This window comes from Rossellomorea vietnamensis (assembly GCF_025398035.1).
GTDB lineage: Bacteria > Bacillota > Bacilli > Bacillales > Bacillaceae_B > Rossellomorea > Rossellomorea vietnamensis_B.
The window spans coordinates 846448-872302 of the sequence record NZ_CP104558.1; the positions used below are offsets into that span (position 1 = coordinate 846448).

24 protein-coding genes are annotated in these 25855 nt (G+C 38.7%); 10 read left to right on the forward strand and 14 right to left on the reverse strand.

Translation table 11 applies throughout. The features are described from left to right. Positions 1 to 16: 16 nt before the first annotated feature. Positions 17 to 1219 (reverse strand): hypothetical protein, encoded by a 1203-nt coding sequence (locus N5C46_RS04435; protein ID WP_261751093.1) that lies wholly within the window; start codon positions 1217 to 1219, stop codon positions 17 to 19. Positions 1220 to 1479: 260 nt separating this feature from the next. Between N5C46_RS04435 and sat the strand changes: the two genes are divergently transcribed. The 5 genes from sat to N5C46_RS04460 all read left to right on the forward strand — a co-directional run bounded on the left by sat (position 1480) and on the right by N5C46_RS04460 (position 6836). Further along, positions 1480 to 2634: a sulfate adenylyltransferase gene (sat, locus tag N5C46_RS04440; RefSeq protein WP_261751094.1), complete on the forward strand. Its 1155-nt coding sequence runs from the start codon at positions 1480 to 1482 to the stop codon at positions 2632 to 2634. A 25-nt stretch (positions 2635 to 2659) separates the two neighbouring features. Further along, the gene (locus N5C46_RS04445; protein ID WP_261751095.1) at positions 2660 to 4414 is read left to right on the forward strand and encodes an SLC13 family permease; all 1755 of its coding nucleotides are present in this window, start codon (positions 2660 to 2662) and stop codon (positions 4412 to 4414) included. 24 nt (positions 4415 to 4438) lie between these two features. Continuing rightward, complete coding sequence (gene cysC, locus N5C46_RS04450; protein WP_261751096.1) at positions 4439 to 5035, forward strand: adenylyl-sulfate kinase; 597 nt, start codon at positions 4439 to 4441, stop codon at positions 5033 to 5035. 46 nt (positions 5036 to 5081) lie between these two features. After that, positions 5082 to 5855 carry a 3'(2'),5'-bisphosphate nucleotidase CysQ gene (cysQ, locus tag N5C46_RS04455; RefSeq protein ID WP_261751097.1) on the forward strand — a complete coding sequence of 258 codons (774 nt, stop codon included), beginning with the start codon at positions 5082 to 5084 and terminating at the stop codon, positions 5853 to 5855. A gap of 99 nt (positions 5856 to 5954) precedes the next feature. Next, positions 5955 to 6836: a glycosyltransferase family 2 protein gene (locus tag N5C46_RS04460; RefSeq protein ID WP_261751098.1), complete on the forward strand. Its 882-nt coding sequence runs from the start codon at positions 5955 to 5957 to the stop codon at positions 6834 to 6836. 49 nt (positions 6837 to 6885) lie between these two features. On the opposite strand, the gene N5C46_RS04465 is transcribed toward N5C46_RS04460, so the two are convergent. From N5C46_RS04465 to wecB, 4 genes are read right to left on the reverse strand one after another with little or no spacing between them, the layout of a single operon-like run. Continuing rightward, positions 6886 to 7767 carry an NAD-dependent epimerase/dehydratase family protein gene (locus tag N5C46_RS04465; protein WP_261751099.1) on the reverse strand — a complete coding sequence of 294 codons (882 nt, stop codon included), beginning with the start codon at positions 7765 to 7767 and terminating at the stop codon, positions 6886 to 6888. Further along, entirely contained in the window at positions 7764 to 8585 is an 822-nt protein-coding gene (locus N5C46_RS04470) for a dTDP-4-dehydrorhamnose reductase family protein (RefSeq protein WP_261751100.1), read from the reverse strand. The genes N5C46_RS04465 and N5C46_RS04470 overlap by 4 nt, the downstream gene beginning before the upstream one ends. Further along, positions 8582 to 9574: a polysaccharide biosynthesis protein gene (locus N5C46_RS04475; protein ID WP_261751101.1), complete on the reverse strand. Its 993-nt coding sequence runs from the start codon at positions 9572 to 9574 to the stop codon at positions 8582 to 8584. Before N5C46_RS04475 ends, N5C46_RS04470 begins: the two co-directional genes overlap by 4 nt. Beyond that, complete coding sequence (gene wecB, locus N5C46_RS04480) at positions 9561 to 10658, reverse strand: non-hydrolyzing UDP-N-acetylglucosamine 2-epimerase (RefSeq protein ID WP_261751102.1); 1098 nt, start codon at positions 10656 to 10658, stop codon at positions 9561 to 9563. Before wecB ends, N5C46_RS04475 begins: the two co-directional genes overlap by 14 nt. 155 nt (positions 10659 to 10813) lie before the next feature. Between wecB and N5C46_RS04485 the strand changes: the two genes are divergently transcribed. Then, positions 10814 to 12016 carry a glycosyltransferase family 4 protein gene (locus tag N5C46_RS04485; protein WP_261751103.1) on the forward strand — a complete coding sequence of 401 codons (1203 nt, stop codon included), beginning with the start codon at positions 10814 to 10816 and terminating at the stop codon, positions 12014 to 12016. Between the two features lie 69 nt (positions 12017 to 12085). Here the strand turns inward: N5C46_RS04485 and N5C46_RS04490 are convergent, their stop codons facing one another. After that, positions 12086 to 12859, reverse strand: coding sequence for a glycosyltransferase (locus N5C46_RS04490; RefSeq protein WP_261751104.1), 774 nt, complete (start codon positions 12857 to 12859; stop codon positions 12086 to 12088). A gap of 172 nt (positions 12860 to 13031) precedes the next feature. On the opposite strand from N5C46_RS04490, the gene N5C46_RS04495 reads away from it, so the two are divergent. Beyond that, the gene (locus N5C46_RS04495; RefSeq protein WP_261751105.1) at positions 13032 to 14105 is read left to right on the forward strand and encodes a glycosyltransferase; all 1074 of its coding nucleotides are present in this window, start codon (positions 13032 to 13034) and stop codon (positions 14103 to 14105) included. 45 nt (positions 14106 to 14150) lie between these two features. Here the strand turns inward: N5C46_RS04495 and N5C46_RS04500 are convergent, their stop codons facing one another. Further along, the gene (locus tag N5C46_RS04500) at positions 14151 to 15107 is read right to left on the reverse strand and encodes a hypothetical protein (protein ID WP_261751106.1); all 957 of its coding nucleotides are present in this window, start codon (positions 15105 to 15107) and stop codon (positions 14151 to 14153) included. A 188-nt stretch (positions 15108 to 15295) separates the two neighbouring features. On the opposite strand from N5C46_RS04500, the gene N5C46_RS04505 reads away from it, so the two are divergent. Next, complete coding sequence (locus tag N5C46_RS04505) at positions 15296 to 16363, forward strand: glycosyltransferase family 4 protein (protein WP_261751107.1); 1068 nt, start codon at positions 15296 to 15298, stop codon at positions 16361 to 16363. A 68-nt stretch (positions 16364 to 16431) separates the two neighbouring features. Beyond that, entirely contained in the window at positions 16432 to 17343 is a 912-nt protein-coding gene (locus tag N5C46_RS04510; protein WP_261751108.1) for an NAD-dependent epimerase/dehydratase family protein, read from the forward strand. 66 nt (positions 17344 to 17409) lie between these two features. Here N5C46_RS04510 and N5C46_RS04515 read toward each other — a convergent pair whose 3' ends face one another. From N5C46_RS04515 to N5C46_RS04535, 5 genes are all read right to left on the reverse strand, one after another. Continuing rightward, the gene (locus N5C46_RS04515; RefSeq protein ID WP_261751109.1) at positions 17410 to 18114 is read right to left on the reverse strand and encodes a glycosyltransferase family 2 protein; all 705 of its coding nucleotides are present in this window, start codon (positions 18112 to 18114) and stop codon (positions 17410 to 17412) included. 105 nt (positions 18115 to 18219) lie between these two features. Beyond that, positions 18220 to 18606 carry a M67 family metallopeptidase gene (locus N5C46_RS04520; protein WP_261751110.1) on the reverse strand — a complete coding sequence of 129 codons (387 nt, stop codon included), beginning with the start codon at positions 18604 to 18606 and terminating at the stop codon, positions 18220 to 18222. A gap of 13 nt (positions 18607 to 18619) precedes the next feature. Further along, entirely contained in the window at positions 18620 to 18754 is a 135-nt protein-coding gene (locus N5C46_RS04525) for a hypothetical protein (protein WP_261751111.1), read from the reverse strand. Positions 18755 to 18774: 20 nt separating this feature from the next. After that, on the reverse strand, positions 18775 to 19971 hold the full coding sequence (locus N5C46_RS04530; RefSeq protein ID WP_261751112.1) for a coiled-coil domain-containing protein: 1197 nt from the start codon (positions 19969 to 19971) through the stop codon (positions 18775 to 18777). Between the two features lie 94 nt (positions 19972 to 20065). Beyond that, a complete protein-coding gene (locus N5C46_RS04535) occupies positions 20066 to 21238 on the reverse strand; it encodes a BMQ_0737 family morphogenetic spore coat protein (RefSeq protein WP_261751113.1) in 1173 nt (390 codons plus the stop codon). A 493-nt stretch (positions 21239 to 21731) separates the two neighbouring features. Between N5C46_RS04535 and N5C46_RS04540 the strand changes: the two genes are divergently transcribed. Beyond that, a complete protein-coding gene (locus tag N5C46_RS04540) occupies positions 21732 to 22739 on the forward strand; it encodes a hypothetical protein (protein ID WP_261751114.1) in 1008 nt (335 codons plus the stop codon). Between the two features lie 22 nt (positions 22740 to 22761). Here N5C46_RS04540 and N5C46_RS04545 read toward each other — a convergent pair whose 3' ends face one another. Next, positions 22762 to 23628, reverse strand: a complete 867-nt coding sequence (locus N5C46_RS04545; RefSeq protein WP_229597063.1) for a 2-oxoacid:ferredoxin oxidoreductase subunit beta — start codon at positions 23626 to 23628, stop codon at positions 22762 to 22764. Between the two features lie 3 nt (positions 23629 to 23631). After that, positions 23632 to 25374, reverse strand: coding sequence for a 2-oxoacid:acceptor oxidoreductase subunit alpha (locus N5C46_RS04550; RefSeq protein WP_261751115.1), 1743 nt, complete (start codon positions 25372 to 25374; stop codon positions 23632 to 23634). Positions 25375 to 25855: the final 481 nt, after the last annotated feature.

Genomic DNA, 25855 nt, shown 5'->3' on the forward strand with positions numbered 1-25855 from the left:
TGGCATCGTCTTCTTGTTAAAAAGTAATCTTTATCTTGTTATTTGAGCTAAGCTGAAGCTCTTGCTCTTCAAATAGTACAAAGCCTAAAATAGTTGAAACTTCCTGTTCTTCAAGAGGTTCAACCGTAAATTGCAGCCCCTCCACTGATATCGTTTCACCAGGGGGGATGAATGATTCCTGTATTGATTCTATCCAGTATTCTCCTGTGGAATAGGCCTTTTCCAACCAATCCTTCCCCATATACTTCCATCCTTGTGCCCCGTTTTGACCTTGCAGGGAAAAGATTTCACTCATTTCAGGTGGGAGGATCTGTCCTCCTATTTCAATCTTATCAGGCGGATCCATTCGAAAGCAGATCTTCGGATTCATCAGGTCAACATTTCCTGTGTTCTTTATGAAGAAATCGGCTTTGATGGAATAGCGTTCTGATTTTCGATTGGGTATGACATTGTAATCAAAATATATTTCCGCATATGGCTTTTTTTCCTGGGATTCACGGACTTTCCGGTTTGCTTTACGCATTTTCATCTCTTCGTACGTTTTATCATCCATTTGGATATCTTTACTTGGCTTCTTCTGATCTGTACGATTGCTTGATTCCCCTGTCTGTTTACTTCCCGTTTGGAAAAGATGGAGAACATTAAGATCCAGTAAACTTGGCTTCTGATTTCCGAGTAATGTTTTCAACACACAATGTGTTAGTAAGACAGGGCTTTCTTTTAATAGGAATTCCTCATCTTTACACTTAATCGAGCATCTCAGATGGGGAATGGAGTGGTGTTCAGGTATCAAATAGTACCCCTTGAAGGGCAATTCCTTCTTAAATATTGAGAGATTTTTCTTTACATTGATGGAATTCAGCCTCTCATTATAACCGACCGAAACAGACTTGCCCTCACCCTGTGAATGACTGGACACCAATTCAACTAACAAATCCCCCTCCCTGATCCTTTCTGTATCACGTTTTGAAGAAACGTCAATTCCATATTCAGTTAATACGTTGGTTACTTTTTCATTTATTTCATTATTTATATTTGTATTCTGTGTGTTCACTGATACCCATACTTTCTTTCCATGAAGGGAACTTCTCACTTCCACCCTTTGTTCTTCTTCATCCAAATGAAATTGATGATTATTCTCCGCACAATAAAATTGGATGGCAGCAACGGAATGTGATGGAATCGTCCCCCAATCATGGTTGTTGATGAATAATTTCATGTACAGGCTCACCACCCTTTTGATGTAGTCTATGTATCTTATGAATACTGGGGTGAAATTATGAATTTCTTAAGCCTCTTCCGCATTCATTTCTAGGCAGGTGCTTGTTTTATTAAACAGCCCTCTCCCACTGGTAGAACATCACATAAACTAGTAAAAGCAAGATTGTTAGGGTTTATAAAGCGAAAAATGGTGCAGTAGATCAAATGGATGCTGACCATCAACTGCTTTGATACATTTATTCCAATTAAAAAGGAGAAATGATTATGATATCACCACATGGAGGAATGCTAGTTGATCAAGTTGTTATCGGGAATGAGCGCGATGAGTTACTAAAAAAGTCATCCACTCTCCCATCGATCACGCTCGATTCCTGGGGGCTGTCCGACTTAGTGCTTTTATCAACTGGAGCCTTCAGCCCCTTAACCGGTTTCATGAATCAAAAAGACTATTTACACGTATTGAAAGACATGAGGTTATCAAATGGGGTGGCTTGGAGTTTGCCCATTACACTCCCCGTGCCCAAGAGATTGAGTAAGACTTTTTCCAGCGGGGAAACTGTTTCACTTAAAGGGGAAGATGGAGTGATCTACGGAACATTAGAAATTGAAGAAATATATGAATATAGTAAAGAGGCGGAAGCCCTTTTCGTATTTAAGACTTTGGACAACCTTCACCCGGGGGTTCAAAAGACGTACCAGAAAGACGACGTGTATGTCTCCGGTCCGGTCAAACTTCTTCGGTTCCCTGCCATTTTCAAGAAAGATTTCAAAACGCCCAAACAGCTTAGAGAGCTATTTTCTGAATTGGGTTGGAACACAGTCGTTGCTTTTCAAACGAGGAATCCCATTCATAGGGCTCATGAATATCTGCAAAAAATAGCACTTGAATTAGTCGATGGTCTCTTGATACACCCTTTGGTAGGAGACACAAAGCAAGATGATATTCCGGCAGAAGTTCGTATGAAAAGCTATCGAGTATTACTCGACGAGTATTATCCCAAAGAGAGAGTCTTCTTATCCACATTCCCTGCAGCCATGAGATATGCTGGACCAAGGGAAGCGTTATTCCACAGTATAGTAAGAAAAAACTTTGGGTGCACCCATTTTATTGTCGGCAGGGATCACGCAGGTGTCGGGGATTATTATGGCACGTACGATGCACAGGAAATTTTCAATCAATTTTCAAGAGAAGAGATCGGTATCGAGATACTGAAGTTCGAACATGCCTTCCATTGTATTAAGTGTGGGGCGATGGCGACTTCAAAAACATGCCCTCATGATGAAACATTTCATATCCACCTTAGCGGTACAAAGGTCCGAAAAATGTTAAAAGACGGAATAATCCCTCCAAAGGAGTTTTCAAGGCCTGAAGTGATAGAGGTACTGCTCAATGAAATGAGAGAAGGTTCTTGAAGGGAGCTCTGAAGGAGATTACATCATGATTGAATTTTATATTGTCATAATCGGAATGATCGTTATGCTATCATTCCTGGTCTTTGAGATAGAGAGACCTGAAATCATTCTCCCCTCCACTCTCCTCCTGTTCGTCATGACCGGTGTCATTACGCCACAGGAAGCCATAAGGGGATTCTCAAATGAAGGGATGTTGACCATCGGTTTATTGTTCATCATTGCCGGAAGTATTCAAAACAGTGGAATTGTGGATCATGCCTTCAAGAAGTTATTAAACCGTTCAACTTCTAGGAAACACATGCTTGCCAAGCTCCTCTTCCCCATCTCTTTTCTTTCTGCTTTCCTGAACAATACTCCCATCGTCATCGCTTTTACGCCACTTGTGAAGAAATGGTGTGAAGATCATCATCTCGCTCCTTCAAAATTTTTGATCCCCATTTCATATGCTACGATCCTTGGAGGTACCATAACCATTATTGGTACTTCCACAAATCTCGTTGTCCATGGTCTGCTTCTTGACTCGAACCTGCCTGGGTTCTCCTTTTTCGAACTGGGTAAAATAGGGGTACCGATTACTCTCATAGGCCTATGTTATCTCATATTTTTCAGTTCTTCCTTACTGCCTGAGAGAGGAGGCACTGTCAATATTGAAACCTTAAGAGAGTTCACTGGGGAAGTCTTAATACTTGATGACTTCCCTTTCATTCAGAAAACGGTTGAACAAGCCAGGTTAAGAAGCTTAAAAGGACTATTTCTTGTCAGTATCATCAGGGAAGATGAGACCATTACTCCTGTATCGAATACCACATTATTAAAGGCACATGACCGCTTGATATTCACCGGGGATATAACCACCATCACGGAACTTCAATCACACAAAGGCCTCCTGTTACAAAGTAATGGCAGCTCCTCTTTTCCAAAACATCATCAGTTGACGGAGGCAGTGGTTTCCCATCATTCTTCCTTATTATATAAGAAGATTAAGGATACCAATTTCAGAAGCAGATTCAATGCAGCTGTAATAGCTGTTCACAGACAAAATCAACGGTTGAAATATAAAATTGGCGATATCATTCTAAAACCTGGAGATATCTTACTCCTTGCCACGGGAACCGATTTCTATAAGAAAGCGAACACGAATGACTTCTATATTGCCGCTACACTGGACAAGAGCATGATGACCCGTAAACAGACAGTGAATGGGTGGTTCTCCGTTGCACTACTGGGAACGATGATCCTTTTGGTGACATTAGGATTTATTACGATGCTGACGGGAATGGCGTTTGTGACAGTGTTATTACTTTCATTAAGAATCGTCAGTCCCTTGCAGGCAAAGAATGCCATTCAATGGAATGTACTGATGGTGGTTTCCTGCTCGTTCGGTATCGGCTATGCGATGATCGACTCTGGTGTCGCCTCTTTCCTTGCCGACCTACTGCTGCACGCTTCAAAGCCGTTTGGCCTTTTTGCCATCATTATAGCAATCTATCTCCTTACAAATCTATTTACAGAAATGATGACGAACAGTGCTGCTGCCGTCCTTATGTTCCCTATTATCCTGGAAGTTTCAAATACTTTGGATCTAGATCCAACAGCATTGGCCGTGACGGTCACCATTGCCGCTTCAGCAAGCTTTGCGACACCTATCGGTTATCAGACCAACCTGATCGTATATGGCCCGGGCGGTTATCGATTCAAAGATTATTTGAAGGTGGGGATTCCCTTGAATATCCTAACAATGATCACCACAGTCATATTGGTCTATTATTTTTGGTTATAACTCTAGATTATTGGAGGTGAGAAGATGAATCAGAAAAATATTACTTGGCATGAAGGCAAGGTCCAAAAAGCAGACCGGCAACATCTAAATGGGCATAAAAGCGCATTGTTATGGTTTACAGGGTTGTCCGGTTCTGGGAAGTCCACAATCTCAGTGGAAGTAGAAAGGAAATTACATGAGCTTGGCCATCACACTTACCGCCTTGACGGGGATAATATACGTCATGGTTTAAATGGCGATTTAGCATTCTCAGAAGAAGATCGTACGGAAAACATCAGAAGAATCGGTGAGGTATCGAAGCTTTTTGTCGATGCCGGTATCATAACCTTGGCGGCCTTTATTTCTCCCTATAAAAAAGATCGGGCATTTGCCAGATCCCTATTACCCGATGGGGAGTTTATAGAAATCTATATACAGGCGAGCATTGAGACTTGCGCAAGTCGAGACCCGAAAGGCCTTTACAAGAAGGTGAAAAAAGGAGAGTTGAAAAATTTTAGTGGAATCGATTCTCCTTATGAAATCCCCCAATCCCCTGAAATCGTAATTGATACAGAGAATCAACGAATAGATGAATCCGTCCTGCAAATTGTAAACTATTTAAAGAATAAGGGATTCATATAATTTTAATGAAAAGTTATTTCAATTTGATACGAGGAGTTGATGAAACATGCTGAATGAAATAATTGAAATTGCAATCGGGGCAGGAAAAAAAATATTGGAAGTATACGAAGATGCCTATACGATCCATGAGAAAGAAGATCGGTCCCCCCTCACCGTCGCAGATCAGTTGTCACACTCGCATATACAAACCGAATTAAGCAATCTCTTCCCCACCATTCCTATACTCAGTGAAGAGGGAGCCAGTACCCCTTTCAATGAAAGAAAGAACTGGTCATCTTTTTGGCTCGTGGATCCTCTGGACGGGACGAAAGAATTCATTAAGAAAAATGGCGAATTCACGGTCAATATTGCCCTTATCCAGGAAAACAGACCAATACTCGGCATCGTTTATGCACCTGTAACAGATACACTGTATTATGCGGAAGAGAACCAAGGAGCCTATAAACTCATTTCTGTCAGTTCTTCGGAAAACAGAAAACAGGTAAAGATCACCACTGTTTCATCAGGTGTAAAGAAAGTTGTGATTTCAAGATCCCATCTTTCGGAAGATACTCGGGAGTATATCGACGACCTTCAACGGCAAGAAGGAAAACTTGAATTCACTTCGATTGGAAGCTCATTAAAGTTTTGTTTGATCGCAGAAGGAAGCGCACACTATTATCCCCGACTCGCCCCTACAATGGAATGGGATACAGCTGCGGGTCAGATGATCGTGGAGGAAGCATATGGACAGGTGATTGAATATGAGACAGGTACCCCCCTTGTTTATAACAAAAAAGTCCTTACGAACCCTTCTTTTATTTGTTCTCTAAAACGATAAATAGGACTGCGACACTCGTCGCAGTCTCTTTCATTATTCACGGAATATCCCCATATACATACACTAACGTAGAATATTTCAGTTTAAGGGAGCGAGATTATGGGAAACAAGCCTCCAAAGGTATCCATCATTTTCCCGGTGCGTAATGAAGGAAAGAATGTGAAAATGACTCTGGACTCTTTGTTCACGATGAACACAAATATCGAGATGGAAGCCGTTATCGTTGATGATGCTTCAACTGATCAATGCTGTCATTTTTTAACCAATTATCCAAATCGGGACAAAGTAACGTACATTAGAACAAACGGGGTGGGACCAGCCAATGCCAGAAATATGGGAGCAGCGAGAGCCCGACACCCATATTTAGCATTCTGTGATGCGCATATGACCTTTGAAAATTTCTGGATTGATCGTTTGATCTTCCACATCGTCAAGGGGACAAGTGACGCTGTATGCCCTGCCATCGGGTCTATTCAAGACCCCGTCGTAAAAGGATACGGGCAGTCCCTCACTCCCTCACTCAAGATTAAATGGCATCAGAAACGAAGATCTCTATTTGAAACGGCTATTCTACCCGGTGCCTGCATCATCATCTCAAAACAAGTGTTTGATGATATAGGTGGATTCGAAACAGGCTTTTCCACATGGGGCCATGAAGATGTTGAATTATCCCTCAAACTTTGGCTGTTTGGATATCGATGTCATTGTGATCCGAATATAACCGTGCTGCACCTGTTTAGAACAACTCATCCGTACTCTGTAAACTATGAGGGAATATATTATAATTTACTCAGGATGGCCTATCTTCATTTTGATGATAAAAGAATCAAGAAAGCCAAATCGCTGGTTGTTCATGGATCGGCAGCAACCATAGAGAAAAAAGTAATCAAAGATGGCGTATTACAAAAAAGGGCTCACTATATAAAAAGAAGAAAAATGGATATTGATGACTTATTTAAGAAGTTCAACATCTACTTCTAAATTAAAATCCCATGATAGCTGATTGTTTCAGTTATCATGGGATTGACGGTTAACCTTGTTCATAATACTCTACGATATCTTTCAAACTCTGCTTCAAGGGTATGGTCTGATTCCAATCGAGATTTTTAAGTTTGTCTATTACATATTGAACTTGCGGCATGTGTTGGAACTGCTGCGTGGTTAAAGGAAGATCACTTTGAGACAGCCTCTTCAATTCTTTCGCCACTTCTAATAATGTATGTGTTTCCCCTGAGGCCACGATGTAGGTCTCATTCTTTCTTCCCTTTTGCAAGATAGAATCATATGCCCTTACTGCATCCCTTACGTCCAGGAAATCCCGACGATCCAGTATATTGTGAAATTGAAACCCTTCTGTTTCCCCTTTCCGATACTGTAAACATTTCTGTGCCACAAGTGAGCAGATGCCATTGGAATGGCCGGGGCCGATTAAATTGGACGTCTTGGCAATCCGTATATCCAGGTCATAAAACGTGGACCAGCTTCTTGATAATAGAGTCTGAATGTACTTTGATAGTCCATATGGGTGATTGGGATGAAGGGAATCACATGGGTCATATTCGATGACCGAGCCAGTAATGAGAATAGCTGCTCGCGGAACTACACTTTTAACGGCTTCTAATAGGTTCAAAGTCCCTATCACATTGGTATTAATTGTTGATAAGGGTTCTTCCCATGATAGACCGCTATGATTCTGAGCAGCAAGATGGAGAATAAAACGAGGGTGAACTTTTTCAAGTGCTTCCTTCAGTGATTCCGTACTCATTAAATCGCAAAATTCACTTTGAACACCATTTATTAGCCGGTGGTGGCTCCGAACAGCACCATAGACTTCATACCCTTTGTTAATGTAATACTTACATGCGTGGTGACCAGTGAAACCGGTCGCCCCTGTGAGAAATACTTTGTTCATTTTCTTTCCATCCATTCATATAGTTCAATGATCATTTCCCTATAAGGTTTTACGGGGTACTTGTAATCATCTCTCGTATGAATGAGTGTTTTATCTATGATTGGTTCCTGAACAGGAATAATTTCCACTTCATTTTTATGGAATACTTCTTTGAAGAGAAGGAGAAGGTCATATTTTGAAATCTTTTGATCGACACTCAAATGATAGATACCCGAAATGTTTTGAATTATGAAATCTTGGATTGCCTTGGCTAACTCGAGTGTAGTAACGCCATTCCAATATGCGTTTTGATACCCCTCTATTCGGCCAGTCTGCTGAATGAACCAATGTAAAAGGCCGATTCCATTCTTTTTTATTTCAGGACCTATGATCGAGGTACGAATGGTCAGGTGAGGAAATTCATCAATCTCCCCGAGTGATTTTGTTTTCGAATAAACGTTCAAACCGTCTTTAAGGTCCAGTTCTTTATACTCGCCTTTCCTCCCTGAAAACACACAATCTGTACTTATGTGGATAAGTTTACCACCGTATTTATTCACCGTCTTCACCAATGCATGAGGCAAAAGACTGTTCACCTGGATTGCTTCCATAACATGGGATTCCGCATTTCCATTAAGGAGACCGGTAGCATTTATAACTATTTCAGCCTTATACTTCGTCAATACTTCATTGACACTTTCAAGATTCCTGACGTCTAAGGCAATTCCTTCTGAATCACCATTTCTCACAGAATACAGAACTTCATGACCACACCTTTTCATATAGTCAACAATGACATGACCAGCCATGCCTTGGCCACCTAGAACGAAAACTTTCATTCTAGAAAACCTCCATCTTTAAGCATTGTCTTGATCTGGTCATAATCTATAATATTATCTTTGGACGAATACGTCTCTAAATCAACTTTTGGATAGGACTGATAGTATTCTAACAACCCATTGTTAGGGATGGTGGGAAGAATAACAAAATATTCATTATCGTAAACTACTGTGTTTTGACTTTCAAATTCGGTCAATAATAATTCATGTAGCTTTTCACCTGGCCTAATACCGATTTCTTCAATGTTTACCTCCTTATTAGGAGAGTATTCATCAATCAACACGTGAGCCAATTCAATAATTTTAAAAGTTGGCATCTTCATGACGAAAATTTCTCCGCCATGACTTTCATAGGTTGCTTTGAATAGTAAGGAAATTGCATCTTTTATTGTCAAAAAGAAACGAGTCATTTTCTTATCTGTTATTCTAACTTTATTCTTTGATTTGATATCATGTTTGAATAAGTGTATAACACTTCCACTGGTTCCCAGTACATTTCCGCCTCTAACACATACAAACTTAGTCTTATTTGTTAATAGATTTGCATTTATTATAAGTTTCTCCGCCATAGCTTTAGTGTAGCCATAGAAATTTGAAGGATTTGCAGCTTTATCAGTCGATATATTGATTACTTTTTCAATATCTTTTTCAATAGCTGCATCAATGATATTTTGAGTTCCTAACACATTTGTCTTTAACGCTTCAAGAGGTTGAAATTCACATACTGGAACATGCTTGAGTGCTGCTAAATGAAATATATAATCCACCCCATCACATGCATCCAATACAGCATCTTTATCCCTCACGTCCCCAATAATAAATTTTAGTTTAGCATTGTTTTCAAACTTATGTTTCATTGCGACCTGACTTGTTTCATTTCGTGAAAATATACGTATTTCTTTAGGTCCTTTAGATAGTAATTGGGTAATTAATTCTTGTCCCCAAGACCCTGTGCCACCCGTTACTAAAATAATTTTATTCGGAAACAATTTTAGAACCTCCTAAAATAATATTAATTACTTTTTCAGATACACTCAGATCTAGATAATCCGAGGGACAATCCCACCCAATCGTTCTGGATGTCATTACTTTAACGCCATTAACTATATTTTCTGCAATGACTCCGGAAATGAAATTACTTCCGCAATCTACTGTTTCCGGCCTTTCAGTGGTTTTGCGCATCGTCACTGTAGGAACTTGAAAAATACAACATTCTTCTTGAACCGTACCGCTATCTGTCAATACTAGAAAAGCATTCTTCTCTAATTTCACAAAGTCAAAAAAACCAAAAGGTTCATATAGTTCCACCAAATCATGCAAGTTATTCTCAATTAAACTATTCATTTTAGAACGTGTCCTGGGATGAGTACTTACAATAATTCTTTTATTGTAAGTACTGGCAAGAACGTTTAATGCGTCTATAATTTGATTTAATATTTGGGGATTGTCTACATTTTCGGCTCTGTGAACCGTAACCAGAAAATAATCTTTCTCATTTACCTTTACCTCTTTTAAAATTTCACTTTTTTCAATTTCCTTCTCGAAAAAGCTGATCACTTCAAAAATAGGATTTCCAGTTTTGAAAATTCTACTGGGATGCATTCCTTCTCTTATTAAATTCTCTTTACTATTTGATGTATATACAAGATTATAAGTTGAAATTGCATCGATTATTTTCCTGTTTTTCTCCTCTGGCACGTTTAGATCGAAGCAACGGTTTCCTGCTTCTAAATGGACAACCGGTATCCCTAAACGTTCAGCTAAAATAGCACTTAGACCACTATTGGTATCCCCTAATAAAAGTACTTTCTCAGGTTCTTCTTTAATCAGTATTTTTTCAAGCTCCTTAAATAGTAAGGATAGTTGCCCCCCTAAGCTGTTTTCCTTATTAGACAAAACGTAATCAGGCCGCCGTATATTGAGTTCGTTAAAGAAAACATCAGATAATTGACTGCTGAAATTTTGTCCAGTGTGAACTAATACATGACTATCCAAGAGTAGGTCCAACTTTTTGATGATGACACTCAACCTTATGATTTCAGGTCTCGTCCCCAATATTGTGAGTATTTTCAAACCATTCCCCCCTTTATTTCTTTCATTACTATATTTATGATGTCTTAAATAAACTTGTCTCCTATATATAACTAGTTTGCAAAAAAAGGCTCATGCCCAGTTCCTACGATGAATAGACTGATAAGAATGATAAAGATAAGGGAGTTGATGATTAAATGAAGATATTGTTGGCTACATTTTTTGTAATCCCTCATCTTGGAGGATTATGGAATTATATGCAGCAGCTAAGGAAAGAACTAACTTCTTTAGGACACGAAGTGGATTTATTAGGCTCTGGAGAAAATCAGGATTTTATCTATATTTTTAATAAAAATGAAAAATATATTGGAGATATAAATATCCTTAACTCGGAGAAGAACAAATCGGTTACCACTACTGACTTCTTTGTAAAAAGGTATCAGGCTCTCATCCAATTTTATGAATCCTCTTTAAGAAAACTGGACATAAACCAGTACGATTTAATTCATACCCAAGATGTATTCTCAACGGGAATAGTAAACAAGGTTCGTCCACAAAAAACAGCACTTGTTGCCAGTCTACATGGGAGTGTCGCTCATGAATTAAAACACTTCCATATAAAAAAATCCCCTACTTCACAACTTGCTTATAAATATTTCGATCAAATCGAATATGATGGGGCTTCCTCCGCGGAATATACGATAGTTGCCAATGAATGGTTGAAAAATAAATTGATTTTCGAATATAAAGCTCCGGGAAAGAATATTAAAATCCTTCACTATGGGTATGACATCAAGAATTTTTTTAATAAACTCAAAGGACAATCCTCGATTTCTGCCCCATTCGGAAAAAAAGTCATTATATTTACTGGTCGTTTAGTAGAATTAAAAGGAGTACACTTTTTAATCTCCTCTCTTCAAATGTTGAAACAAACTCGAGAAGATTGGGTATGTTGGATAGTGGGAGATGGGGTTAAATTCACTTCATTGCAAAAGCAAGTAAACGACCTTAAATTAAATAACGAAGTCATTTTTTGGGGTAGTAGAAAGGATGTTCCTTCTTTATTGTCAAAAAGCGACATTTTTGTATTGCCCAGCCTTTTTGAAAATCAACCGCTTTCAGTTATCGAAGCTCAACTATTAGGAAAGGCCGTAATCGTGAGTGATGCAGGTGGACTTCCGGAAATGATTAAACATCGTTCTACTGGCATAATCACTAAAGCTGGAAATCCACAACACCTGACAAACGCTATTAATGAATTACTTGAAAATGAATCATTTCGAGAAGTTTTAGGTCAGAATGCTCAGAAATGGGCAATGACATTTTGGTCTCAAGAAAAAGCAATAAAAAAGTTAATCAAAATTTATGATCAAGCTATATCCGAAAGAAAGAAAGCTTAATGTGCCTAAATAAATTGCTCCATTCTAAATGTTAGTTGACACTGCTTTTTCTAAATTGTTTAAGAGTGTCTAGTAACCCAGCTCTATTCCATGGGTATCTCTAAACCAAATAACCTCTTTTGCCATTTCTTCCGGAATTCTTAAGTTTGAGTTCGGTACGGGTATAGGCTTATGAATGGCGTGGGCATTAGGGACAACGATTGTCTCGTTAATGCCCATTTTTTTGAGAAGCAGATAGAATGCTGCATCGTCCCTAATATATAACGAAGGGACAACAATATCTTTTGATAATGCGGATCGACAAAATGCCATACAACCCATCGGTCCCCATTCAGTTTTTGAAAAATTCGGTGTAACTTTTTTATTTTCTGAACGATATAAAGTTTTATTGATTATTTGCATATTCGACCCTGCATGTTGGATATCACCACTTTTGCCTTTTACTATTCCAGTAAATACACAGTGGTTTGGAAATACCTTCATTGCATGAATGATATTATCCATCCAGTTAGGCATTAATTGCATATCATCATCTAAAGATACGATGATGTTGTGATTGTTAATCTTCGCTTGTTCAAATAAAAAATGACGAGCGCCACCACATCCTATTTTTTCCCCGTTTAATTTACCGGTATCATTAAATAAGAATAGTTTAACGTCTTTCCTTTTTTGTTGTTTGTAAATTAACGTGGTTAAACTTTGGTTCAGAGGTAATGCATGATCATTGTAAATATATAAATGGAATTTTCCTTTCACATCCTTACAAAGGTGTTTTACGACCCAATGAAGAACGTTTTCCCTGCCAAATGTTGTAGTTATAACTACAGCCAGTGATTTGTTCATCTGTATCCTCCCCTTATAGAAAAGTATTCTATTTTAATTTCTTCCCGAAACCACTAATTTAGTATATGGACAACTAATTAGATTTGTTAATCATTTGGGAAACTTATTTTATCCGGTTACATATATTATGAATATCTTGAAAATCGCTCTGAATTCCGAAAGGATGATACGATTGAAAATTTTATTTGTATTTCACCTTCCAAGTGGAGGAGTAGAAACTCTTAATCGTCAAAGAAATGTAGCTCTTAAAGATTTTCATTGCGAGTTTTTATATTTTCAAAATGAGAAAAGTGGTATTAATGACCACGGAGCTCCGGTGTATATCACTAATAATGACATGGAGATAAAAAATATTATTTCTAAAGGAAATTATGATTTAGTTGTGGTTACGTCTGCTTACCAAGCGATGCCACGCTTAAGAAATTTGGGTTATAAAGGTCCATTTATATTTGAAATTCAAGGTGGTCAGTATGAAGACCTTAAGAATATGTTGATAAACGGAAATAAAACAATAATGACCCAGGCAAAAGGTATATTGACACCTGTAACCCCCTATATAATTGAATTAACTAAAAAGCTTCTTCCCGCACTACCGAGATACAGCTATAACAATTGTATAAACGTAACATCTAATTCTGCTAACGCGAATATCACATCCCCTAAATCCCCCTATGTAGCATGGATTGGCAGAATACAAGAAAATAAAAATTGGAGAGAATTTCTCCTTTTAGGAAAAAAATTAATTGAATATAATTCCAATATAAAACTATGTATGTTTGTTGATCCAGTGCTTTCTACCCCAAATGATCGTAATGAATTTAAAAAGAAAATTGAGGAACTGGGATTTGGTAACAACTTGATGCTGCTTACTGATGTTAAAAATGATGAAATGAAGGAACAATTTATGAAAATAGGAAATTCAGGTGGCTTTTTATGTATTACCTCAAAATACGAAGGTGCTACAACCTATGTAGCACTTGAAGCAATGACCTCTGACTGTCCCGTTCTAACCACAGATTGTAATGGAATTAGAGCAGCCGTAATACACAATATTACCGGTAAGTATTATCAGATAGGAAATATAAAAGATGCATATATGCAATCCATTGAGTTAATGAGTGATTTATCCTTAAGGAAAAAAATCATCCAAAATGCATCCACTCATATTAGAGAGAATTTTAGTTCAGAACGATATGCTTCAAACTTTAATATTATGCTTCGTTCCCTTGGTTTTAAGAATATTTAATTCTAAGAAAAGGAAGGAAATACAAAAGTATAACCTTCCTTTTTTTTAATTGATTGAATAAATCGCATTCATATTAAATTTTTCTAAGTTTAACTCCCATATTAATTTATGACAACTTAAATCATAACATGCAAGTCTTGTAGGCGAGTGGCCGTATTGCCCTTTCCATTTAACAGTTCCATCCGGCATGACTTCTCTTGATGGCCTTACCCTCGAAAAGCCAACCAGCACCATATTATTTTTTAATGGCATTATCCCTCTGCACCAGCCTATTTTTTGATTTCCCGGGGTTATTTTAACAAGATCTATCTCCTTTTCAACTTTCAGCGAATTGACATCTACAATGACAATTCTTCCGTCAACCTGAGTGAAATAAATTTTGTCCAGTAATCTTACTCCATCGTGAATCAATTCCCTACCAATTGAAATCTTTTTCTTTGGCTCGTTTAGGCAAATTGCATCTTTTTGAAGGCATCTGGTTACCCATATGTCTCCCTCTAGTTCAAATACAAAGTTTGGATGTGATTTATGGGGCTTCGTAGAAGGTATTTTTCTATAGTCTATTGTTTCACTAAACCGATCCCATGGACTTTCTCCGGCAACATTCCAATATCTAACCACTTCTCCCGATTTCGTTACTTCCACCACCATATCTAACCCTGTATTGACGACAAGTAAATTACCATTGTCCCGGGGCTTTACGTGGTGGATATCATTAAACATAGGTAATGAAAAATAATTTTCGATTTCAAATCTATTATTGTAGGTTAATACTTCAGTATGAGTACCTACATATAACTTTTTTTCGAAAAGTGTAGCCGCTGTAAACGAAATAGAAGGATTAACTGAAGGACATACGTCTGAAGGTGAGAAGTAACTGACTTTATGCTTGATACTCTTATTTATCACATCTAATTCTAAAATAATCCCTTGCTCATATAGCTCCCAGTTATTTAAAATTTTCGATTTCAATTTTGCCCCCACCAAATACACTTTACTCATAATACCCCTCATTTCATAATCTAATATCTAATATTCTATGTACTTTTTGTCTTTTTTGACATGAATTCAAAAAAATAGGGCCTTTTCTTAAAAATAGTCACCACTTAGCCCTCTACAAACAGGTTGGTTGTACATATAAAAATAATAGGAATATTATTTCAAAAAATTCACTGATTGGAGAATAAACTATGAAAATATTATTCGTCTTTTACGTACCAAGCGGTGGGGTTGAAACGTTAAATAGACAAAGAGCAATTGCCCTTAAACAAAGGGGAATCCATTGTGATTTTTTATATTATAGTAAACGGAGAAATTTAATAAATCATAAGGACTCAAATGTTTTCATTACAAATAATGATAATGAGATTAAGAACATATTGCAAAAAGGACAATATAAAGCCATGGTGATAACTTCTGATTTTGTTGCTATGGAAAGGTTCAGAAAATTAGGCTTTAAGGGGAAAATCATTTTTGAAATTCAAGGGTTTGGTCCCAAAAGTGTGGCTAGAACTCAATTACAACGCGCAATCCCTTTTGTACAAAAATATTGTGATGCCCTACTTTATCCAAAGACACCCCATATTGGGATAATCCTTAGAGAGTTCTTCAAATCTACGCCAATATTTGAATTTAATAATTGCTTCGATCACAAAGCTTTCACTTACCAAAAGCACCTTAAACCTGAAAGGCCAATCATAGCATGGATTGGTAGATTAGAAGACAACAAAAATTGGCGTGAATTTTTACACATTGGTCACCAAATGATTAGAAAGAATAAAAATATTGTCCTATATATGTTTGAAGATCCAAGCTTATCTACCCCACAGGAAAGGAATGAGTTTATTTTATTGAAAAGTAGATTGAATCTAGATAAACATGTCCAATTATTACAAAATGTTCCGAACAGTCAAATGCCTGGATATTTCTCCAGGATAGGTGATTCCGGTGGATTTCTTTGCTCCACTTCCAAGGTAGAAGGTGCCCCTTACTCCTTATTAGAAGCCATGAGCTGCAAATGTCCTGTTCTTACTACAGATTCAGATGGAGTCAGAAGTATGATTATTCATAATAAATCAGGAAAGTATTATCAAATCGGGAATATTAACCATGCAGTTAAGCAGGCAGAAGAGTTGATGCTTAATACCCCGCTACGAACATACATTATTGAAAATGCGTTAGTTCACTTACGATCCCAGTTCAGCTATACACAATATAGTAATAAGTTCATGAAAATGTTAAAAGACATAGGGTTATAGAATTAACCTGATTAAAAATAGGAAAATTTATATATGGTTTTAAAAAACGCGTAAAGGTGAGATGTTCATTGAAAGCACTTGTTACTGGAGGAGCAGGATTTATCGGCTCCCATTTAGTCGATGCCCTAATTAGCAAAGGATATTGTGTACACGTTATCGATAATTTAAGCAGTGGTCGAAAGGAATATTTAAATTCCTCTGCCGTTTTTCATGAATTTGATATTTCATCGGCGGATGCACATCAACTGATTATAAAAGAAAAGCCGGAGTATATCTTTCATTTAGCTGCTCAGGCGGATGTATCCCGTTCCATCCATTCCCCTATTGAAGATATGCATATCAATGTTGCCGGAACCCTGAATTTATTGGATGCTTGCAGACATTATCCTGTCAAAAATTTTGTATTTTCTTCTACTTCTGCGGTTTACGGAAATACAGGAAGTGAGTTGATTAACGAATCACAGCAGCCGTCTCCCTTGTCGTTTTACGGCTTATCAAAACTTACAGCTGAACGCTATATAAAACTATTTCACGATACATTCAAAACCCCATTCGTTATCCTTCGTTACGGGAATGTCTACGGTCCTAGGCAAACGCCTAAAGGAGAAGGAGGTGTAATTGCGGTATTTCATGAGAAACTGCAAAAAAACCAGGATTTAAAAGTTCATGGAAATGGGCTGCAAACCCGTGATTATATTTTTGTTCAAGATGTGGTGGAGGCAAATATTGCTGCAGCTATTAAAGGAAGGAATATGATTTTCCAGATAAGTACTGGCCAGAGGACTTCCATCCTACAATTAATTGCACTATTAAAAAAATATCACAATAAAGAATTCCACTACCTCCATTCGGATGAAAGACAGGGTGATATAAAGCATAGTTGTCTAGATAATACATTGGCCAAACGTATATTAGCTTGGGAACCATATTACTCCTTTGAAAAAGGAATGAAAGAAACCTATTCATCCTATTCCTTCTAACCCCAGACTACAAAAAAACATCATTCAATTTACCAAATCCTAATTGAATGATGTTTCTTTGTTAATTTAGAGCTTTTTCTTCTTGCTTGCCATCTGAAAGAAACTTTGATATTTCCTTTGGACATACTGAGTTTCTTTCACAATATTAGGGCCATGTTTGATAGACCCCATTTGGGGATGGACTCGATATAATACAAGGACTTCATCTAAATAATCCATCGTTGTGTAAAGACAAAGTCGGCACCACATTTCATAGTCCTGCGTATACTTCAATCTCTCGTCAAACCAACCTGCCTGCTTTATTAGATCGGTTTCAGCGATAACAGTACAACCATTTACTGGACATCCCTTTAATAATAGCTTCTGAAATGACCTCCTGCCCATTTTCCTTGAGTGGATCTCGTCCACTATTTTATTATTACTATTTATGGTTTTAAATGCTGTATAGGATACTCTCGACCCATTTGATTGCATGTAAGCGACTTGCCTTGCAATCTTGCTTTCCACAAATACATCATCTGAACTCAGCCATGCAAAATACCTTCCAGTTGCATGTCTTAAGCCGGCATTTAAAGCAGAAGCCGTACCACCATTTTCCTTACGAATATATTTAATTTTGCTTTTAAAGGGTTGTATTTTTTCAACATATTGAGTTGAACCATCATCCACTACGATCACTTCAATATCTTTATAGGTTTGACGAAGTGCGCTATTGATCGCCTGGTCAATATAAGCGCAATTATAGAATGGGATAATTATTGATACTTTCAAGTCGTTCCCCTCTTTCATTCAGATAGTGATAATATTAGTATATGGAGAAAATGATCAATTGCTTGTATCATTACCCAATAAAAAAAAGAGTGCATTCGCACTCTTTCATTCAATCAATATATCGATGTGCTTGACCTTTCCATTACGAATCTTGTAACACCTTAGCTCCTCTTTCCCCCCTCCGACAGCGGCTATGAAATAATAAAGTTCTGGGTGATGGGCGTAGGCAACATCGTCCCTGGAGGGAACAGGAATTCCATAAGGATGGGAGTGATAGATCCCCATGAACGTCTCTCTTTTCAAAACCATATGTTCCAAAACTTGATCCTGTTCATCGGGGTCGATCGCAAAGGAATACGGTGTAGGCTCTGAATTTCTCGTTGGCCAAATCGTTTTACATACATTTCCTGACCCTGAAATTAATCCACAGCCTTCATTAGGCAGTTCCTTTTTCACTTCAATTAAAATGGTTTTGTAAAATCGTTGAGACATTTTCACGATTTCTTTAGGCGTTGCACCCGCAGCCTTTATACTTGAATTTCGTTCTTTTGGCTTCCATTTGAATTCTTTCTTCTTTCTTAATGCCCAAGGGCACACTTTTTTTCTGCTTATAGATTTTGTTCAGATCTTTGGATTGCATGATTATCCCCCCTTTCAACATCACCGCATATATTTATTTGGATTAAACATGGTCCGTTTCGCTTCAGAAGCCATGGGAATATGCCCGTATTCATCAAATTGAGGATTCACCTGTGGAGCTTGCTTCTTTTGCTGCTTCATCTTATTGTAGAGTTCGTTTTTCTTATTGGATTGGGAATGGAGATCTTTTCTAAGCCGATTCAATTCCTGTTCGAGTTCCACTTCACGCTGACTTTTTTCTTTTTGCTCTCCTGTATATTTTTCATTTAATAAACTAATTTGTCTTTCAAGATCTTTTTCTCTTTGTTTAAATTCTTCCAATTGATTTTTCAGCGAATGAAGTTCATCTTCATAAAGTCCTTCGATTTTCTTAATCTCCTCCTGTAAAGCTCCCATCTTGTGAATATATCTTTGAGTCATTTCCTCTCTTTCTGTATTTTTTTCCAGTGATTCCTTCACTTCGTTGAATTTCACTGAATAAGATAACAATTGCTCTTCAATCAAATCAAGCTTCTTTAGTATTTCAGGATGATTGTTTCCCTCTTCTTTACCCCAAAAAAAATTCCACATTTCTGTATACCACCTTTCTTTATTTCGAGCCATGTATTTCCTTCTCTGAAGTTGTAACCATTTCAGTTGTATACCGAAAGCGGTATGGTACATTTCAACTTCAATGGACTTTTTTTTCTCTGATACAAAATACTCGTTCGTTTCAATCAATAAGGTAATGGCTTTATTTTTTAATTGTTCGAGAATTATTTTCATGTCACTCTGGATACTTTCATAAATCACTCTGATTTCCGGGATGGATGTAGGAAGTAAATGATCCGTAACTTCCCATTGATTGTCCTCACTGTTGATTTCTTTTATAAATTCTTCTCGGTAGGTCAATTGGTTATTTCCCCGTGCCTCGCCGGTCATCGTTTCAGTCTTTACATCCTGTTGCAATCGAATATAAAGCTCATGTCTTACTTCTACCTCTTGAAGCAAATATTCAATTTGTTCTGTCAGCATTTGGATGGTGTGATGATTCTCCGCAATTTCCAGCTGATAGACCTTATGTTTAGATCTTTCCCGGGACAATTCTTCCGACACATTCTTAATTCTTGTTGAATAATGATGATATAGAGACTCCAGCTCTTCAGAGATCATATGAAGGTCATTCATAACTCCGGGGACGTCTGTGTCAGGTTGCCAATTATATTCCTCCTCGCTCACTTGTCTCACCTCCATAATTTCCTTTTGTAACATCTTATGTACAGTTTATTTACATGTTAAAAAAAGGAGAGAGATCACTCTCTCCCTCATTTAATTAGGCGTCGATATCTCCAAGTAAATCAGCGAATGTTTCACACTCACCAAACTCGACTAATGCATCTACTACGCCACTATCAAAGATGACAACGTTGGCTGTATTTCTTAGAATCAAGCGGAAACCTTCAGTTGGTGCATCAAAGATTTGCAATTCATAGAATAATTGTTCTGGTGCACCGTCAAAGTAACGGATTCCTTCACCCACTGCTGTAAGGGCATCAGTACCACAAGTAACTCTGTCGATTGAAGATGGATCGAATGTGAAGCTGAAGTCAGGTTGGAATCCTGTAGCAGTCGGAGCTGGTGTAGGTCCGATTTCTGTATCTGTGAAGGAGTAAGACCAAGTACTGTCTCCAAGAGAACATTCTTGACAGATTTCTGCTCTTAGAGTAGATAGACCTGTTACGAGGTCAGCTGTACCGCCGGAACCGAATGTTGCTTCCGTATCTTCGTTTCTAGCAAGTGCAGTCGCCTGGCATTCACAGTTCGCCACAGGGAATAATCCAGGGCATTGACGCGGGAATTCCAGTAAGCTCAGGTCACACTGAAGTCTTTCTTCCGGCACAGGGATATTGTTCGGACGTGGGAAACAGAACTTAGCTAATACTTCAAGTTTAACTGGATATTCAACTTGAACATCTTTACACAATACGACTTTTAAAGGAATCATCGGACCGAATGGATCTGGACCCATTAACACTCCACCCGATGTGGCAATGACCTGTGTTGCTCTGATGTTTAAGTTCGCATTCGTAATTCCTACCGGTACACAAAGCATGATTTCATCTGTGAATTGAGTACGTACAGTGAAGGAGCATTCTGCTACTCCTGCAATAAGAATCGTTACTTCAACAGGAACTGTCCACACGATTAGAACCTTCCCTGGGTTTCCGTTTTCAATAATTGAACCGGAAACGCTGACATCTGCTGGATTTACTGGTGCAGTCTGAACTTCTACTCTTTGACCCGCTGCTAATGCTGCACTTACTGCCGCACGACATGCTTCATCTGGAATGAAATTCTTATTCTCGTATCTATTCGCGAAGAACACCCAGTCATATACTTTGTCTACGCGGATACATTCCGGTGCTAAATCATTGGGATCCAATGGAATCGGTGACGGAGATGGTGTAGGAGTCTGGGAACCCCTAATTTGTTTACGCTTCTTCAAACAAATCTTCCTTTCTGTTAATGAATATTTATATCACACTATATCCTATGGACGAGAAAGAATTTGGTATAGAGTAAACACCTATTTATTCAAAAAAAAATTAATAGGCGAATTAATAGTTTTTTGAATCTAAATGAAAAATAGGCTGATTCTATAGACGTTTGACAGTACATCAGCATCAAGACCGTCATATCATATATCAAAAGGAAAGGAGGAATGTAATAAACAAATTGAATAAATATGCAACATCTTGATCATTACGATTTAACTTAAACATTCATATATAGTGTGAATCAACTTTAATGGTTACGCTGCTTCCTTTAAATGAATATTACGAACGTGAACAATCGACTATCATTGCAATGATATTAATTATATATAAAAGCCATGTAAACGCTGGGAAGTTTACATGGCTTCTTTCATGGACAAATACCGTTCATCTTGATCCTTACATATACATATTAGAAAAAAGTGCCGAAAGGAGCTTACGTACATGAGACAACTTTCGAACATCCAGCTCCAGCAGCAAATCATCCATTACAAATCTGAAATGGAAAAGTACAAAAAGAAATGTGAAAGATTAGAAAACGGAAGCCGTGCTCAACATTATGTTGCCATCAAAAAAGAAAACGACCTATTACAAAGCCGGATACAAACCTATCTTCAGGAGCTTGAAATCCAGGCTTATGAAAGAAACACGGAAACCTCAAGATATCAAGCCCTTTTATCTGCACAGGAAAGAGAAGTGAAAAAGCTCCGGTACATCCTGAACCAGGTCAAGGACCAACTACGGACATTCACGAATCATTATGTATCGAATACAAAGAAACAAACAGAACACATCCTTGATTCAAGAAGTTCCCTTGAACACGAAAACCTGTCCTTACAAGTTGAGAACAGTTACTTATTAAAAGAGAAGGATCTTCTACTAAAGGCTAACCAAGAAGTACAAAAACAATTATATAAAAAAGAAATCCAAATATGGGAGCTTGAGGCGCTACTTGAAGAAGTGAGAATAGAGGTGGCGTTACGGGAGCACCAATTGCTTATGGAGAAATGTTTTAATGAAGACACTATTCATTGTCTCCTATCTGACAATGAAATGTTAATAAATCGCCTATACTCAAATGAGGTCGAGTTATATGAGTCACATAATCTTCTGATGGAATCCAAGATACTATATGAATCGGTCAACAAGCGACAAAAAGAAGATCTGGAACGTGCAGGGCAAGTTCAGAAGGATAATGAGTCATCCATTCAAGGGTTACAGAAAAAATTAAAAAGAATGCAGGAGGATAAAAACGTCTTTACCCGTTCACTTCAATCCGTCAGAATGAACATCAAAGACTTGAAGGATAAAGTATTCGTAACCGGTGAAGAAGATTCCATCGCCACGAAAGACACTCTGAAAAAGTATGAAAATACCATCCACCACCTTCAATTCACCAATTCCCTCTTGAATGAAGAAATCAATAAATTAAAAAACAAACCGGGCCCCTAAAAAAGGAGTCCGGTTTCTTCCATTACATAAATTCTTTCACTAATTCATCAAATTTACTTTCATCTAATCTTAAATCATGAGTACTGAGAGGCTCTTCGGAATAACCTGACACCAGGTCTTGGTACGATGGCTGTTCATTGTTTTGATAAATCAAACCAGTAACCAGTCCATCCTTCTCCATGAGTGTATTCATGGCCTGCTCCCGATTTGAAGGGTCATAACCTTCTACATCAGCGAGCTTTGTAAGGTTCTCTTTAAACCAATCGTACGTATTGATTTTATTATATGTGACACAAGGGCTGAACACATTGATTAGGGAGAAACCTTTATGGTTAAGTCCCGCTTCGATCAAGGCCGTCAGTTCTTTCAAGTCAGAAGAGAAGCTTTGAGCGACAAAGGTTGCTCCTGCCGAAAGGGCCATTTCCATCGGGGAAAGCGCCTGTTCGATCGATCCCTGTGGCGTAGACTTGGTTTTGAAACCGGCAGACGAACGCGGTGACGTTTGTCCTTTTGTTAATCCATAAATTTGATTGTCCATTACAATGTATGTGACATCCACATTCCGGCGAATGGCATGGATCGTATGCCCAAGACCGATGGCGAATCCATCCCCATCCCCGCCTGAAGCGATGACGGTCAAGTCTTTATTGGCCATTTTCAATCCCTGGGCAATTGGAAGTGACCGCCCATGGATTCCGTGAAAGCCGTAAGAATTGATGTATCCGGATATACGTCCTGAACATCCGATCCCTGAAACGACCGCTAACTGTTCCGGATCAAGTCCCACATTGGCAGAAGCCCGTTGGATCGCAGCCTGTACCGAGAAGTCCCCACATCCAGGACACCAGTTTGGTTTCACATTATTCCTGAAATCTTTGAAGGTAGCCATGGATCAGTTCAACTCCTTACATCTTGAATGAATTTCATTTGGTAAGTATGGTGTTCCATCATACTTTGTCATTTTAACGATTTTATTCCCGAAGCCTACATTCATTTTAATAATGTTGGCTAATTGACCGGTAGCGTTATTTTCAACTACAACCACCTTCTTCGCTGAATGCATAAGTGGCTCCAATTCATCGGACGGAAGAGGATGGATCAAACGGATATGAGCATGATTCACTTTCAATCCATCAGCTTCCAAACGACCCATCGATTCCTCAATTACCCCGCGTGTAGAGTTGAAACCTACTAATAACAAGTCAGCCTCTTCATGAGGGGCATGTGTGTGTATTGGATTTTGGAATTTGATATTCTCAAGTTTGCGCATACGTTTATCCATCTGGGCCTGTCTGTTCACAGGAGATTCGGATGGCTTTCCGGTTTCATCGTGCTCAACGCCTGTAACATGATGGATCCCATTTTTCATTCCGGGGATGACGCGAGGTGATACCCCATCTTCCGTCACTTCAAAGCGCTTATAATATTTCTTTGGTTCTAATTCTTCTAATTCAGATTCATTAGCCGCAAGCTTACCTCTGCGTATTTCCACTTTACTGTAATCAAGGGGTTCTACAGTTTGTTTACCCAAAGAAAGTTGTAGATCCGAAAGAATGATGACCGGGCATTGATACTCTTCCGCCAGGTTAAAAGCTTCCACTGTATCATAAAACGCTTCCTGAACGGTACTTGGTGCCAGGACGATTTTAGGAATTTCACCGTGAGTACCGTAAATCATCGCCATTAAATCGGATTGTTCCTGTTTCGTAGGCAACCCTGTAGACGGTCCCCCGCGCTGCGTATCCACCACAACAAGCGGCTGTTCTGTCATTCCGGATAGCCCGATCGCTTCCATCATAAGTGAAAGCCCTGGTCCTGCTGAAGCCGTGAAGGAACGGATACCTCCGTAGTTCGCCCCGATTGCCATTGTGGCAGCTGCGATTTCATCCTCCGTTTGGATGACGGTCCCGCCGACCATCGGCAGCTTCTTGATGAGATACTCCATGATTTCAGATGCCGGCGTAATCGGATAAGCCGCCATCAATCGAACGCCTCCTGCGAGTGCACCCAGAGCTATGGCGTCGTTTCCGATCATAAACATACGTTTATTCCCGTCTGCTTCTTTCAGTTGCAGGGAACCTACCTTGTCACCGAGTTCTGCTTTCATCGCCGCAAATCCCTGCTTGACCGCTTCCATATTTTTCTCAACGACCGTTTCACCTTTGCGACCAAAGATCTCTTCCACTACTTCCTTGAAAACAAGTGGATCTAGATTGAGAACGGCACAGGTAGCCCCCACTGCCACCATGTTCTTCATGAGGGAAGTCCCGAGCTCCGTCGCTAATTCAGTGAAGGGAACAATATAAAGGGAAGCATCAGTATCTTCAGGTTTCACAGGTTTGAACTTTGCATCGGCTATAATAACGCCATCGCTATGTAATTCTTTGTAATTCACATCAATCGTTTCCTGGTCAAATGCAACCAAAATATCTAAATCGTCCGCAATCGCACGTACTTGTGTGGTGCTTACACGAATCTTATTGTTTGTATGTCCACCTTTAATACGGGAGGAGAAATGGCGGTAACCATATAAGAAATACCCAAGGCGATTGAGGGCCATGGAAAAGATTTCACCTGTACTCTCAATACCTTCACCTTGCTGTCCGCCAACTTTCCATGAAAGCTGTTCCTTCATTCATTACACCCCTTCAATCATTATTTGCAACATCTATTGTTGAAGCATATTCTCTTCATTAGGATCAATCATCTATTACCGATGCAGCATATTCATATCATTTACTCTATCAGTTTATCACTTTTCTCTTTAAATCACTACTGTATTGAAGAGATTATCAATCGGAACACATTCATATTGCGCAAATGAAGATGGAACATAACTAATTCCAGTTGCTCTAAAGACGCACAATCAAACAAATAGTTAGGATCACTTGTTACACCGCTGTTGATTTCCGTGCAAGACTTCGCTTTCCTCGGGCGGAAGGTAAGCCTCCTCGTCACTGACGTTCCTGCGGGGTCTTACCTATTCCGCTTTTCCCGTAGGAGTCTTCGTCTTGCACTCCAATCAACAGCTAGAACCTGCTATATACATTGATTGCTATAGCAAGAATAACTTAGGCCCGGGATGTCGGAGCAGTATGGATCATTCACATCAGATA